At 55.7% G+C, this 14,379-nt stretch carries 8 protein-coding genes and 1 tRNA gene; 3 read left to right on the top strand and 6 right to left on the bottom strand.

The annotated features are described in order from the left end of the window. Positions 1 to 12 precede the first annotated feature (12 nt). Positions 13 to 1,221: an NADP-dependent isocitrate dehydrogenase gene (locus Q0746_RS00285; RefSeq protein WP_298256058.1), complete on the top strand. Its 1,209-nt coding sequence runs from the start codon at positions 13 to 15 to the stop codon at positions 1,219 to 1,221. Between the two features lie 176 nt (positions 1,222 to 1,397). Here Q0746_RS00285 and Q0746_RS00280 read toward each other — a convergent pair whose 3' ends face one another. After that, on the bottom strand, positions 1,398 to 1,595 hold the full coding sequence (locus tag Q0746_RS00280) for a hypothetical protein (RefSeq protein WP_298256057.1): 198 nt from the start codon (positions 1,593 to 1,595) through the stop codon (positions 1,398 to 1,400). Between the two features lie 125 nt (positions 1,596 to 1,720). Between Q0746_RS00280 and Q0746_RS00275 the strand changes: the two genes are divergently transcribed. Together Q0746_RS00275 and Q0746_RS00270 are read left to right on the top strand one after the other, a co-directional pair. After that, complete coding sequence (locus tag Q0746_RS00275) at positions 1,721 to 2,056, top strand: SMR family transporter (RefSeq protein ID WP_298256056.1); 336 nt, start codon at positions 1,721 to 1,723, stop codon at positions 2,054 to 2,056. Next, positions 1,948 to 2,667: a nucleotidyltransferase family protein gene (locus Q0746_RS00270; protein ID WP_298256055.1), complete on the top strand. Its 720-nt coding sequence runs from the start codon at positions 1,948 to 1,950 to the stop codon at positions 2,665 to 2,667. Before Q0746_RS00275 ends, Q0746_RS00270 begins: the two co-directional genes overlap by 109 nt. Before the next feature lie 95 nt (positions 2,668 to 2,762). Here the strand turns inward: Q0746_RS00270 and Q0746_RS00265 are convergent, their stop codons facing one another. The 5 genes from Q0746_RS00265 to Q0746_RS00245 form a co-directional block, all read right to left on the bottom strand. Next, positions 2,763 to 10,226, bottom strand: a complete 7,464-nt coding sequence (locus Q0746_RS00265) for a cadherin-like domain-containing protein (RefSeq protein WP_298256054.1) — start codon at positions 10,224 to 10,226, stop codon at positions 2,763 to 2,765. A gap of 1,044 nt (positions 10,227 to 11,270) precedes the next feature. Beyond that, positions 11,271 to 11,354, bottom strand: a tRNA-Leu gene (locus tag Q0746_RS00260). Between the two features lie 146 nt (positions 11,355 to 11,500). After that, positions 11,501 to 12,853, bottom strand: coding sequence for a TRAP transporter large permease (locus Q0746_RS00255; protein ID WP_298256053.1), 1,353 nt, complete (start codon positions 12,851 to 12,853; stop codon positions 11,501 to 11,503). Then, positions 12,850 to 13,434 carry a TRAP transporter small permease gene (locus Q0746_RS00250; protein ID WP_298256052.1) on the bottom strand — a complete coding sequence of 195 codons (585 nt, stop codon included), beginning with the start codon at positions 13,432 to 13,434 and terminating at the stop codon, positions 12,850 to 12,852. Before Q0746_RS00250 ends, Q0746_RS00255 begins: the two co-directional genes overlap by 4 nt. Before the next feature lie 35 nt (positions 13,435 to 13,469). After that, positions 13,470 to 14,336, bottom strand: a complete 867-nt coding sequence (locus Q0746_RS00245; protein ID WP_298256051.1) for a neutral zinc metallopeptidase — start codon at positions 14,334 to 14,336, stop codon at positions 13,470 to 13,472. Positions 14,337 to 14,379 lie beyond the last annotated feature (43 nt).

The following is a 14,379-nucleotide window of genomic DNA, read 5'->3' as shown; positions in this document are numbered from 1 at the left end:
CCGGAGCCTCACATGTCAAAGATCAAGGTAGAAAACCCCGTCGTCGAGCTGGACGGTGACGAAATGACCCGCATCATGTGGGATTTCATCAAGAAGAAACTGATCCTTCCCTATCTGGATGTTGATCTGAAGTATTACGACCTTGGCATGGAGGTCCGCGACGAGACGAACGACCAGATCACCATCGACGCTGCCGAAGCGATCAAAAAATACGGCGTTGGCGTGAAATGTGCGACGATCACCCCAGATGAAGGCCGCGTTGAGGAGTTTGGCCTCAAGCAGATGTGGCGTTCCCCGAATGGGACAATCCGCAACATCCTTGGCGGCGTCGTCTTCCGTGCGCCAATTATTTGCAAAAACGTGCCGCGCCTTGTTCCTGGCTGGACCCATCCCATTGTGATTGGCCGCCATGCGTTCGGCGATCAATACAAGGCCACTGACTTCTTGATGCCTGGCCCCGGCAAGCTGACGATGAAATTCGTAGGCGAAGACGGTAAAACCATTGAGAAAGAGGTCTTTGACGCCCCTTCCGCTGGCGTCGCGATGGGCATGTACAACCTCGACGCGTCGATCATCGACTTTGCCCGCGCCTCATTCAACTATGGTTTGAACGTTGGCTGGCCCGTGTATCTGTCGACCAAGAACACAATCTTGAAGGCCTATGACGGCCGTTTCAAAGACTTGTTCCAAGAGATCTACGACAAAGAGTTCAAAGCCCAGTTCGAAGAAGCAGGCTTGTGGTATGAGCACCGCTTGATCGACGACATGGTGGCCTCTGCGATGAAGTGGTCTGGCAAATTCGTCTGGGCCTGCAAGAACTACGACGGCGACGTGCAGTCCGACACTGTGGCGCAGGGCTTTGGCTCTTTGGGCTTGATGACATCGGCGTTGATGACACCAGACGGCAAGATCGTGGAGGCCGAAGCTGCCCACGGTACCGTCACCCGCCACTACCGCCAGCACCAAGCCGGTGAAGCGACCTCAACCAACTCCATCGCGTCGATCTATGCGTGGACAGGTGGCTTGAAGCACCGCGCCAAATTGGACAGCAACGAACAATTGATGGGCTTTGCTGAAACGCTGGAGAAGGTCATCGTGGATACCGTTGAAAGCGGCTTCATGACCAAAGACCTCGCATTGCTGGTTGGCCCAGATCAAAGCTGGCTTACGACCGAAGGCTTCTTGGAAAAAATCGACGAGAACCTGAACAAAGCAATGTAGGGCTAGGTCAAACGGCTCATGTCTTCAGATCGCAAGGTTTTGAAGGCTTTGCCTTTGATGTAGCCCAAGGAACTGTTCCTTTCGAGGTTGCACATAGAAGCGGCGTCGCGTGGTACCAAAGACAGGTACTGCGCGTCGCTTTGCGTGTCGATGATGTCGCAGCACTTCCCCGCAGCTTATTGATCAACATTGCGCACCTCATCGGCAAATCCCAATGGTACAATCGGATCGTCCGGAATCGCTTTCTTTGCGATTTCATAGGCATAGCGCACTGGCTTTTGCATAACCGCGAAGACCAATTGCCCTTGGGCACACGCCATGGCGTGATCGAACATGCGGTGGTTTGTGCCGCTTTCGGGATTGGCCACAATCATTCGACCTCCTGACAGTAGGCTTACCGAAGCAACGGCCCGCCCCTTTGACGCGCAATCATGTGCAATCTAGGGTGCAACTATGGCGCCAAGTTCAAGCGCCGCACTTTGTGATTGATCGGACGCATATGCCTGCCCATTACTTTTATCTCATCCTCGCGGTCGCTGCTGAAACCATCGGCACCTCCTCGATCCAAGCCTCCCAGCAGTTCACACGGCTCTGGCCGTCATTGTTGGCAATGGTCAGCTTTGCAATGGCCTTTTACTTGCTGTCATTAACGTTAAAAGTTCTGCCGGTTGGGATCATGTATGCGTTGTGGTCCGGTCTAGGCATCATTTTTATTGCCATAATCGGATGGGTGTATTTCGGCCAAAAGCTAGACCTCGCTGCGGTGTTTGGCATGTCTCTGATCCTTGCAGGGATTGTGGTGATCAACTTGCTTTCATCTACGGCAACTCATTGAAAATTATCGCACTTTTACTAGCAGGTGGCGCATCATCGCGAATGGGCTCACGCGACAAGCTGCTTGAAGACGTCGATGGAGCCCCCCTTCTTCGCCAACGCGCGCAAGCCTGCTTGAAATCTGGCGTTACCGGAGTCCGCGTTGTTCTTCCCCCAAACCGCCCAGAACGCATAGGCGCCCTTGATGGGCTGGATGTCGAGATCATCTTCAATGACGGATCAGACCTTGGCATGTCCCACTCCTTGCAACGCGGTGTAGAAAATATCGATGCTGATGCGCTGTTGATCGTGCTCGCCGATCTCCCCGACCTGACGGCCGAACACATGCAACAAGTCGTGAATGCAGCAAAAGCGCATCCAGATGCCACGATATTTCGAGGGGCCAGCACAGACGGCAAAGCCGGTCACCCAGTTCTTTTGCGCAAAGATTTATTCTCTCAACTCAACACGTTGACTGGCGACATCGGTGCTCAGCCACTGCTGCAACGCCACAAGTTGGATACCGTTTTAGTCCCGATCGGCGCCTCTGTTGTGCGGGATCTTGATACGCCTGAAGACTGGGCTGCCTGGCGGGCGGAGCAATCCAAGGACCCGAATTCATCTGCGCAATAGAAAAAGGCCCGCTGTTTCAAGCGGGCCTTCTCACTTATTTCACGGGTTACCCCCCAGATGCGCCCCCTAAATGAGAGCGCAGCTGAAACTTTAACCTATTTAAACAGCAACTTGGCTTCGTGCTTCTTCAGGGTCAGGCGGGCGGATGCATATGCTTCGCGGCCAGCTTCGCCTTGCAGTTCTGGGAACAGCTCGAAGATTTCGTTGCGTTGCGAGTTACCGATACCTTTCAGCGAGTAATCACCCGGCTGGAAGCTCTCTGTCCACGCGCCGTTCGACAGGACAACTTCGTGGTTATCGAACATGAAGTGGATGTAGGTGGTCCCCATCGAGGCGATGGTTTGTACACCTTCCGACGGGTTAACCAAGTGCTTGGCCGAAACCAGAACTTCGTTTTCGTCGAAGTAGAGAGCAACACGATCGTTGTTCACCAGCATCCGGTGGTTCGGGCTTACCAGCATATCACGCTCTGGCAGGCCGTTCCCGAGGGAACCTTTCTGGATCAAGACAGGCTGCAGATGCGGGTTGTTTTGCAACTCGCGGCCGTCCATGCGCTTGGCGCCAATCCAGCGGATTTCCTGAATGCCGTTGTCACGGGTGATAACCTTGTCACCGACCATTAGGTCCTCGACGAGGATTTCACCACGCGGCGTGGCAATCGACGTACCCGGAGTGAAGCAAGGAACGATGCTTTCGATCTCGGAGAACTGCAACGTGCCGATCACGCTACCGCCAACACCGTCAAGGAATTCAACAGTACCGGAGGTGCTATCGCCGTCCGCATCGACCGTTTCGCCAACGATGCGAAGTGGGCCGGCCCCAGTCAGGTCCAGAGTATCAAGGTCGTTGCCGCCGGTTCCGCCGTCGATGATGTCGCCTGCGCCGTCTTCTGCGCTGCTAACAATGATCGTATCAGCATCGTCGCCACCTTCGATTGTGTCAGCGCCTTGGCCACCGATCAGCGTGTCGTCACCTGTGCCACCGTAGATATCATCTGCATCTACGCCGCCGTCGATGTAGTCGTCACCCGCATCACCAAACAATGTGTCGTCGTCATCAGCACCGAAGATAGTGTCGTTGCCGTCGCCGCCGTGGACTGTGTCCATACCGTTGTTTGGCACCAGATCGCCGTCCACATCAGCGATGTCGAGGTTGTCAGGCAAGCCCAGATCGGGGTCGATACCAGCGTAGACAACATCGTTGCCTGCGCCTGCATTGATCACGTCGGAGCCTTCGCCACCCACGATACGGTCATCACCGTCGCCACCATCGATCGTATCGGCGTCTAGGCCGCCATCGATTGTGTCGTTGCCAGCGCCACCGATGATGGTGTCAGCGTCGTCGCCGGTAGAGATCGTGTCGTCGCCGTCGCCGCCATCTACAAAGTCGATGTCGTCATTCGGGTCCAGATCACCCGGGAACAAGCCTGGGTAGCCTAGGTCTGGGCGCGGGCTGCCGCCGGAGGTGTCGATAACGTCATCGCCATCTTCGCCGTAAACGGTGTCATTGCCGTCCCCACCGATGATCGTGTCAGCGGAGTTACCACCGATGATCTCATCGTCGCCGGTGCCACCATCCAGCAAGTCAGGGCCAGGTCCACCAAGCAGCAGATCATCGCCTTCTTCGCCGTATAGCTCATCACCACCTTGGCCAGCATCCAGCGTATCATCGCCTTCGCCACCGAAGAGTGTGTCATTGCCTTCGCCGCCGGACAGGTAGTCGTCGCCGTCGTTGCCGTAGAGAGTGTCATTGCCCTCTTCGCCGTAGACTTCGTCGTCGCCGTCGCCCGCCAGAACAGTGTCATCACCGTCGCCGGCCAACACGATGTCGTCTTGTGGGCCTTCACCCGGCAAGAATTCGTCGTTGTTGTCGATCAGGTCGCCTTCTGGATCGTCGAGGTAGTTCTCATCGATCAAGTCGTCGCCTGCGGTGCCTTCAACGATACCGTCATTCACGTTCACGGTGACAGTTGCGGTGTCAAAGCCACCGTTGCCGTCTGTGATCGTGTAGGTGATCGTTGCCACGCCGCCGAATTCAGCCACTGGGGTGTAAGTCAGCGTGCCATCAGGGTTGATGGTCACCTCGCCCACATCCACGGAGGCTTCTGTCACAGTCAGATCATCGTTCTCTGGGTCCGTGTCATTGCCCAAAACTGGGATCACTACCGGCGTCAGATTGTTGGTCGATGCTTCGTCGTCAACAGCGTCCGGACCGTCGTTCACGCCGTTCACTGTGAAGGTGATTGTCGCAGTGTCGGTGCCACCGTTGCCATCAGAGACAGTGTAGGTGACCGTTTCCTCGCCTACGAAATCATCCGCAGGTGTGTAGGTGATCGTGCCATCGGCATTCAGGACAACTTCACCCGTTGCAGGCTGCGTCACGTCAGTGATGGTCAGATCGTCGCCATCAACGTCGCTGTCGTTCTCCAGTGGGGACACGGTGATCGGAGTGTCCTCATCTGTCGTATAGACATCGTCTTCAGCGATCGGATCGTCATTCACCGCATTCACTGTGACATCAACCGTCGCAGTGTCTTCGCCGCCGTTGCCGTCGGTGATGGTGTAGGTGATCGTGGTGTCGCCGTTGAAGTTTTCAGCCGGAGTAAAGGTGATCGTGCCGTCGGCGTTGATCACAACATCGCCGTCAGGAGACGTCGCCTCGGTCACTGTCAGATCATCGTTCTCAGGGTCAGTGTCGTTGCCCAGAACGTTGATCTCAACCGGAGTGTCCTCGTCGGTTTCAGCCGTATCATCAACCGCATCAGGCCCGTCGTTCACTGCGCCAACTTCGATGGTGTGCACCGCAGCATCTGTGCCGCCGTTGCCGTCGGAGATTTCATAAGAAATCGTCGCCGTGCCGTTGAAGTCCGGTGCCGGAGTGAAGGTGACTGTGCCGTCGCCATTGTCGACCAAAGTGCCTTGGTCGGCAGGAACAGTTGCGTTGGTGACGGTCAGATCGTCGTTCTCTGGGTCGGTGTCATTGGCCAGCAAATCAACAGTTACGGCAGTGTCTTCGGTGGTGACATCGCTGTCGTCTACCGCGTCTGGACCGTCGTTGACTGAGTTCACCATCACAGCCACAACCGCAGTGTCTTCGCCGCCGTTGCCGTCGGTGATGGTGTAGGTGATCGTGGTGTCGCCGTTGAAGTTTTCAGCCGGAGTAAAGGTGATCGTGCCGTCGGCGTTGATCACAACATCGCCGTCAGGAGACGTCGCCTCGGTCACTGTCAGATCATCGTTCTCAGGGTCAGTGTCGTTGCCCAGAACGTTGATCTCAACCGGAGTGTCCTCGTCGGTTTCAGCTGTATCATCAACCGCATCAGGCCCGTCGTTCACCGCGCCCACTTCGATAGTGTGCACCGCAGCATCTGTGCCGCCGTTGCCGTCGGAGATTTCATATGAAATCGTCGCCGTGCCGTTGAAGTCCGGTGCCGGAGTGAAGGTGACTGTGCCGTCGCCATTGTCGACCAAAGTGCCTTGGTCGGCAGGAACAGTTGCGTTGGTGACGGTCAGATCGTCGTTCTCTGGGTCGGTGTCATTGGCCAGCAAATCAACAGTTACGGCAGTGTCTTCGGTGGTGACATCGCTGTCGTCCACCGCGTCTGGGCCGTCGTTGACTGGTGTTACTTCGATGGTGTGCTCGGCAGTGTCTGTGCCGCCATTGCCGTCGGAAATCTCGTAAGAGATCGTCGCCGTACCGTTGAAGTTTTCAGCCGGAGTGAAGGTGACCGTGCCGTCGCCATTGTCGACCAATGTGCCTTGGTCGGCAGGAACAGTCGCACTGATGACCGAGAGGTCGTCGCCGTCATCGTCGCTGTCATTCGCAAGCAGATCTACGGTGACCGGTGTGTCCTCGGTGGTGACATCGCTGTCATCCTCAGCCACTGGACCGTCATTGATCGCGCCGACGGAGACCACAGCCTGGCCTTCATCTTCGCCGCCATTGCCGTCCACAACCGTATAGGTGATCGTTGCGGGGCCGTTGAAGTTCGGGGCCGGTGTGAAGGTCACGGTGCCATCGCCATTGTCGACAACAGTGCCTTGATCCGCAGGAACGGAGACCGAACCGACGCTCAATTCGTCGCCATCTACATCGGTGTCGTTGGAGATCAGGTCAATGGTGATTGGCTGATCTTCATCCGTGGTTTCAACGTCATCGACTGCAACCGGATCGTCGTTCACAGGGGTAACGGTCACGACGACTTCGCCGATATCCGCACCGCCATTGCCGTCGGTGATCCCGTAGGTGATGGTTGCTTCGCCGTTGAAGTTTTCTGCTGGTGTGAACACCAGCTGGCCGTTGACAACTTCGACCGTGCCTTGCTCAGCGGGAACTGTCGCTGTTGTGATGCTCAGGTCGTCGCCTTCGGTGTCGAAGTCGTTGTCCAGCACGTCGATGGTGACCGGAGTGTCTTCGTCGGTTGTGGCTGTGTCATCGATGGCCTGCGGGCCGTCATTTACGCCGATAACCTCAATGTTAACCACTGCTGCGCCGCTGTCTTCACCACCTTGGCCGTCTTGAACCGTGTAGGTGATTTGCGCCGGACCTGTGTAGTTCGGAGCAGGTGTGAAGGTCACTGTGCCATCGCCATTGTCGACAACTGTGCCCTGCTCTGCTGGAACCGAAACAGTGCCGATGTTCAACGGGTCGCCGTCAACATCCGTGTCGTTCCCGATCAGGTCGATAACCACTGCTTCGTCTTCGAAGGTCTCTGCAATGTCGTCAACCGCCACTGGGGCATCGTTTACCGGCAGAACATTGATCTCGTGGATCGCTGTGTCAGTGCCGCCGTTACCGTCAGTGATAGAGTAGCTGATGGTCGCCAAGCCGTTGAAGTTCTCGGCCGGAGTGAACACTACTTGGTTGTTCACGATCTCAACTGTGCCCTGCGCGGCAGGAACGGTCGCCCCTGTCACTGTCAGCGCATCGTTTTCTGGGTCGGTGTCATTGGCCAACACATCAACCGTGATCGGAGTGTCCTCATCGGTTGTGCTCACGTCATTCACAGCGTCTGGGCCATCGTTGACCGAACCGACTGTGACCGTAACGGTCGCGGTATCCGTACCACCATTGCCGTCGGAAATTGTGTAGGTGATGGTGGTTTCGCCGTTGAAGTCATCTTCAGGTGTGAAGGTGATCGAGCCGTCTGCGTTGATCGCAACGTCGCCGTCTGGCGATGTCGCGCTTTCAACTGTCAGGTCGTCGCCGTCCACGTCTGTGTCATTGCCCAGAACGTCGATGGTAACTGCGGTGTCTTCGTCGGTCGACGCCGTGTCATCATTCGCAATTGGGTCGTCGTTCACGGCCTCAACAGTCAATGTCACCACAGCGGTGTCTGTGTTGCCTGCTTCGTCTTCAATTGTGTAGGTGATGGTCGTGTCACCATTGAAGTTCTCGTCAGGGGTGAAGGTGATTGTGCCATCAGCGTTGATCACGACTTCGCCATTTGGAGATGTCGCGTCAATCACGGTCAGATCGTCGCCCTCTGGATCGGTGTCGTTGCCCAAAACGTCGATTGTCACGCTTTCGTCTTCAACGCCTTCAGCCGTGTCATCAACCGCATCAGGGCCTTGGTTTACGAGGTCACCGATGATCTGCTCGATCTCGGTGAACTGCAAAGAACCCGTTACATTGCCGTTGTTGTCGAGGAACTCTACGGTGCCGGAGGTGCTATCGCCGTCGGCATCTAGGGTTTCATTGACGATGCGGAACGGACCTTCGCCGGTCAGGTCCAGCACGTCAAAGTCGTCGCCGGTTGTGCCGCCGTCGACTGTGTCGCCGTCGTTGCCACCAAGAATGGTATCGCGACCTGCGCCGCCAAGGATGGTGTCAGCGCCGTCACCACCAGACAACGCGTCGTTGCCGTCGCCGCCTTCGATGCGGTCGTCGCCGGCCTCACCGAAGATCATGTCGTCGCCGGAGCCGCCGTTCAGCGTGTCGTGGCCGCCCTGACCGTGGATCCAGTCGTTGCCAGCGCCACCTTCAACAGTGTCATTGCCGGAACCCATCCAGATTTCGTCATTGCCATCGCCACCGTCAGCGGTGTCGTTACCCGCGCCGCCCAAGATCACATCACGGCCTGCGCCGCCATCAAGGGTGTCGTCGCCAGCGCCGCCTTCAAGGCGATCGTTGCCACCTTCCCCGAAGATCGTGTCATTGCCGTCGCCGCCGCGCAGCGTGTCGTTGCCGTCAGGGCCGTTGTCAATGATCGCCGTGGAGGTGTCGAAGAACATGTCGGTGATGCGAACACCGGAGTTGTTGCCGCCATCTTGCGTGTGGTTGACCACGATACGGGCAACTGGCCCCGCGATGGACACCTGCAGGTTGTACTGCGTGCTGATGGTCGCATCATAGCCGCCGTTGCTATCTGCAGTGTCCACACCGTTCACACCATCAGTGTCGCGCAATGTCAGGTTGCTGCCGCCGGTCAACTGAACAGGGATTTCGTTGCCGTTGATGTCATAGGCTTTGACGTTGACGACGCCGTCGCCGTCGATGTCATTGATGTTGAAGTCAACATCGGTAACCGCTTCGGAGAATTCCCACTGGAATTTGCCCTGACCGTTCGAGCCGTTGGTGACCGATGTCAGGCCGCTATCTGTATCCACAGTTTCGGAGCCGTCGTCGATGCCGCTCACGTTGAGCTGCTCGTTGTTCAAAAAGCTGTCGTGGTTATTGACGTCAGCCAAACGTGTGTAGGTCACTTCTACGTTGCCAGTGTCTTGCACGAAGGTCGTATCGACCTCACCCTCGGACTGCAAATCCCACTCAAAGCTTTCGCGTACGGTTGTGGACCCGCCAGGGCCGCCGTAGTTGCTATCGCCATAGATGATGTCATCCCCTGCGCCGCCGTCGACCGTGTCGTCGCCAGAACCCGCATAGACTTCGTCGTTGCCTTCGCCTGATGTGATTGTGTCGTTGCCGCCAAATGCGTCAACGATGTCATCGTTCGGGCCTTCGCCGGGCAGGATTTCGTCGTTGGCGTCAATGAAGTCGCCGTCTGGGTCGCCGTCATAAGACGCATCAATCACGTCATTCCCAGCAGAGCCTTCTACGATGCCGTCAAGGTCATCGGAGGCTTCTGGAGTTATGTAGCAGATGTTGTCGATCGCGCCGGAGCCATTGATCTGGACCTCCATGCGGGCCACGTTTTCGGCGTTGATATTAACGGTGGCTTGGCCATTATTACCTGTTGCCGAAATAGTGACTGTATCGATCAGGTTCCCGTTCACATCGTAAAGGCGCACGGTGCCGGATTCTTCGATGTCCAGAACGCTGAAGTTGACCACCTCGGAAGGCTCTTCAAATTCGAAAATGAACGATCCGCCGCCCGCATTGTCGTCTGGATCGTTGCTATCGCCATCTTCCGACAGGATCAGAACGTTGCCAAGATTGTTGGTCGCCAAATCCGAGTCACCGCCAGTCGGGTTATCGGTGTCAAACACCATAGTAGGGTTGGTAGGATTTCCTGAGCTAATAGTAACCCCATTTGAGGTGTATTGACCGTTAACAATATCACCAGCTTGCAGATCTTCGAACGTTAGCAGTACCTCAGGCATTTCAGTCTCCTACGACTTTACGAGCGTCGGTCGATACACTGCCGACCCCCGCAACAAATTTAACTCTTTAGTGCACAATTGAATAACCAACACAGCAGACAAGACAGCGCTGAACGCTGTCACAAGATCGGTAAGTGTAGTCATTTCAGCCATAAGATCCCCAGGCTTCGTGCAGTTCCGTGTCATCTAGTTTAGTGAAGACGCCACAATTGCGACCACACTCAAACGCTACGCCAAAAATGAGGAGGAATTCAGACCTTAGTAAGCCCAACGTTGATGACGATCTGCAAATAGCATTCGTTGAAACCAACGCGCCCAGCAAACGATCACACGACTACCTCCGCATTCTGCAAGAACGCGCTTTTCGTGTGGCCGCCCCCGTGGCCAAATGTCTTCACCCCCCAGATGGGTGTGCCTTTTGATACCTTTTCGACAGAGAACCAAAAAGCGGAAACTTTGACGAAGATCATAAAAATACCTTATTTCAACATTTTACCGGATACCCCAAAAATTGTTTCCGGCCGCTATTTTTGGCTATTACTTTTCCCCCAAATGCAGCCAACCGCTGCCCCAAACTAGCGTCAGCTTGTCGGGAAAGTTAATATTGTTCATTTATTTCAAAAACTTAACTATCACTCAAACATCAAACACAAACATTCTGATTACTGGAATGGTCATGACGAATTCCGAGTTTCGGTCCTCACTTTCCTGTGAACCAGCGATAATCCATCGTCACTTTTCGTTATCTATTCCCCGTAAGAAACGACAGAACAATCTAGAGCTTTACCGATGATTGTCTCCGAATTGGCAGTATTGATCCCAAATTCGATTCGATTAGAGGCTCCCAACGAAGCCGAATCTTGCGTTACCTAACGTCGTAAAAGCTAGTTTGGAAACAATAGCCTAAAGTTCTCTAGATTATCTCGGGTCTCATTTTTTCGCCTTAATTTGAACGAAAAATCGATCGCACAAGTAAGAAAACCCTTACCAAACGCTCTTTGCGAGGCTTGCCGCCTGCTTATATTCTATATGTATTGGATGATTTGGTACCCGAGGCCGGACTTGAACCGGCACGCCTCGCGGCAACAGATTTTGAATCTGTCGTGTCTACCATTCCACCACTCGGGCCCCTTGTCTCGTATGGCAGCGCGGTAGTCGCCACCAGAGGTGCGTGCGGTGTAGCCAAAGCTTCAGGGCGCGTCAATTCGTCGTTTGCAGATTCCAGCAGTTTTTAACGCGATTGGCAAAGATAGTTCGCCTATGCAGCGCTACAGCTAGAACATCACCCCGACCAGCCACAGCGTAATGCTCGGAAAAGCCAGCAAAATGACAACACGGATCAAATCTGACGCGATGAAAGGCAGCACCCCGCGATAGGTCTGCGTGATCGGAATATTGCCTCCAACTTGATTGATAATGAACAGATTCATCCCCACCGGTGGAGTGATGAGCCCGACCTCGACGACGATCAGGGCGAGAATGCCGAACCAGATCGCCGTGCCCTCTGCCCCCAATCCAAAGTCCAATGTCTCGATGATCGGATAGAATATCGGGATCGTCAGCAAAATCATCGACAAGCTGTCCATGACACACCCAAAGACCAAGTAGCACAAAAGCATGGCAATGAGCACAGTCATAGGCGCAAACCCCTGCAAGGACACCCATTGTGCCATGGCCTGAGGCGCCTGTGTGAAGGCAAGAAAAGAGTTGAACACCTGTGCGCCCAGAATGATCAGAAAGATCATCGCTGAGGCCTGTGCGGTTTCCAAAACGGAAGCTTTGAACCCCTGCCAGTTCAATCCGCCTGTGATGACACCATATAGGCCGGTAAAGATGGCCCCGACTGCGGCCCCTTCGGTCGGGGTGAACAGCGCCTGAACACCGGTTTTGGTCCAGTTCCAATCTGCCGCGATCCCTCCCATAACCAAGGAGAAGATCAACACAACCGGCCACACTCTGACCAAGGTCCTAAAGCGCGCCTTGATGGGCTTACGTTCAGCCACAGGGCCCGATCCGGGGCGCAGACGCACATAGATCGCCACCGTAATCATATACCCCACTGCCGCCAGCACTCCGGGGATCAACGCGCCGATGAACATCTTTACAAGGTTTTGCTCCGTGAGGATCGCGTAGATCACCAAGATGACCGATGGCGGAATAAGGATGCCCAAGGTGCCCCCTGCCGCCAGCACACCAGTGCTTAAGGCATCCGAATACCCTTGCTTCCGCATCTCTGGCAAAGCCACCTGCCCCATCGTGCTTGCCGTCGCCAATGAGGACCCACAGACGGCCCCGAACCCCGCGCAGGCGCCGACAGCCGCCATCGCCACCCCGCCCTTGCGATGGCCAAGCCAGTCAGAGGCCGCAGCAAACAGCGCGCCACTCATGCCCGATTTAGTGGCGAACTGCCCCATCAGCAGGAACAACGGCACGATGGTCAGCGAGTAGCTTGAAAACGTATCATAGGTCAGCGTCTTCATCTGGCTAAGCGTAGCAGATGGCCGCCCCAACACGATCCAAGTGCCAATAAAACCCGAAGCAAACATCGCCGCTGCAATCGGAATGCGCAGGAAAATCCCCAATAGCATCAAGCCGAAACCCGATAGGGCCAACTCTAGGCCGCTCATATCTGTGCCTCCTGCCCGCTGATCACCCAATTCAACGCCCGCCAGACGGTATAAAGGCTCACCACAAAAAAGAGCGCGGCCCCAAGCGTCGACAGCGCATAGGGAATCCAAACCGGCATTTCCAATTCATAGGTGGTTTCGGGATAGAAAGGCTTCGTGCCCATGTGAAGTGCCGCGCGCAAACTGTCGGAGCCATATGGAAACTTCTCACCGAACCCCAAGTAGATGCGCCAGAAGATCAACGCGGACAGCACTGTGATCGACAGATCCCCGAGCAGCCCAAACAACGACTGCACGCGAAGCGGAAAACGGTTGACCAAGACATCAACGGTGACATTTCCGCGGTTCATCTGACACCAAGGGAGAAAGGTAAAAATGCCAATGGCGCAGCTCATCTCGACCAGCTCGAAGTCACCCCGAATGGGACCCAGACCCGCGAAGAGGAAATACCGCCCAATAACAGAGGCCATGGTGACCAATGCCGCAGCAACCAGCACGATCCCGCCGAAATAAGCGCACAATCGGCAAATACGGTTGAGGCCACGCCCCACGCGCGCCTCCAGTTTAGTGGCCAAAGCCATGGTCCCTCCTCCTCGGAGTGAAGCGAGCGGTGTTGCTAAAGGCGATCCGTCCCGAAGGTATCGCAGCTTTGAACCGTGGCATTCTCATAGCCGGTCTTGAACCAGCGTTGACGTTGCGCGGATGTACCATGTGTGAAGCTATGCGGGTTAGGGCGGCGTCCAGCGTTGCGCTGCAACGTGTCATCGCCAATCTGCTTGGCCGCATTGACCGCTTCCTTGAGGTCGCCCCGTTCCAACGCGTTAAAGCGCGCCTTGGCGTAACGCGCCCAAACGCCGGACAGGCAATCGGCCTGCAATTCAATGCGCACAGAGATGGCGTTGCTTTCTGCTTGGCTTACCTGTTGGCGAATTTTGTTGGCCTGCGCCAAGATGCCAAGCTCATTTTGCACGTGGTGGGCTATTTCATGGGCGACAACATAGGCGGCTGCGAAATCGCCCGAGGCGCCCAGACGGCGCGACAAAGTGGTGAAGAAGTCAGTGTCGAGATAGGCTTTGCGATCGGCGGGACAATAAAACGGCCCCGATGCGCCGGATGCACCGCCGCAAGGGCTTTGTGTGCCACCTTTGAACAACACCAATGTTGCAGGGCGATAGGCGCGGCCTACTTGGTCTTGGAAAATCTCGCTCCAGACTTCCTCTGTATCCGCCAACACCACCGAGACGAATTCCCCTGCCTCGCGGTCAGCTTGCGAGATACGCGTGTCGACTGAAACCTGCTGCCCTCCTGACCCGTCAACATTTTGCAGCAATGGCGAGACATCAATCCCCAAGAAGTAGCCAATCACCAAAACAGCAATCAGCCCGATGCCGCCAACGCCACCCGCCTTGCCCACACGCCGTGATCCGGATTGCATACGACGGTCTTCTATGTTTCGGCTGCCTCGCCGTCCTTTCCAACGCATCTGATACTCCCCATCTGGACTTTGCGCCTTTCTAAGGTCATGG

Source organism: uncultured Litoreibacter sp. (assembly GCF_947487515.1).
Taxonomy (GTDB): Bacteria; Pseudomonadota; Alphaproteobacteria; order Rhodobacterales; family Rhodobacteraceae; genus Litoreibacter.
The sequence above is the reverse complement of the archived record's forward strand: the minus strand, read 5'-3'. Positions and strand labels throughout refer to the sequence as shown.

Coding starts and splice junctions, on each gene's coding strand:
- Q0746_RS00255 (WP_298256053.1), bottom strand. CDS start 12,853: ATGAGCGGCCTAGAGTTGGCCCTATCGGGTTTCGGCTTGATGCTATTG.
- Q0746_RS00245 (WP_298256051.1), bottom strand. CDS start 14,336: ATGCGTTGGAAAGGACGGCGAGGCAGCCGAAACATAGAAGACCGTCGT.
- Q0746_RS00275 (WP_298256056.1), top strand. CDS start 1,721: ATGCCTGCCCATTACTTTTATCTCATCCTCGCGGTCGCTGCTGAAACC.
- Q0746_RS00250 (WP_298256052.1), bottom strand. CDS start 13,434: ATGGCTTTGGCCACTAAACTGGAGGCGCGCGTGGGGCGTGGCCTCAAC.
- Q0746_RS00280 (WP_298256057.1), bottom strand. CDS start 1,595: ATGATTGTGGCCAATCCCGAAAGCGGCACAAACCACCGCATGTTCGAT.
- Q0746_RS00270 (WP_298256055.1), top strand. CDS start 1,948: ATGGGTGTATTTCGGCCAAAAGCTAGACCTCGCTGCGGTGTTTGGCAT.
- Q0746_RS00285 (WP_298256058.1), top strand. CDS start 13: ATGTCAAAGATCAAGGTAGAAAACCCCGTCGTCGAGCTGGACGGTGAC.
- Q0746_RS00265 (WP_298256054.1), bottom strand. CDS start 10,226: ATGCCTGAGGTACTGCTAACGTTCGAAGATCTGCAAGCTGGTGATATT.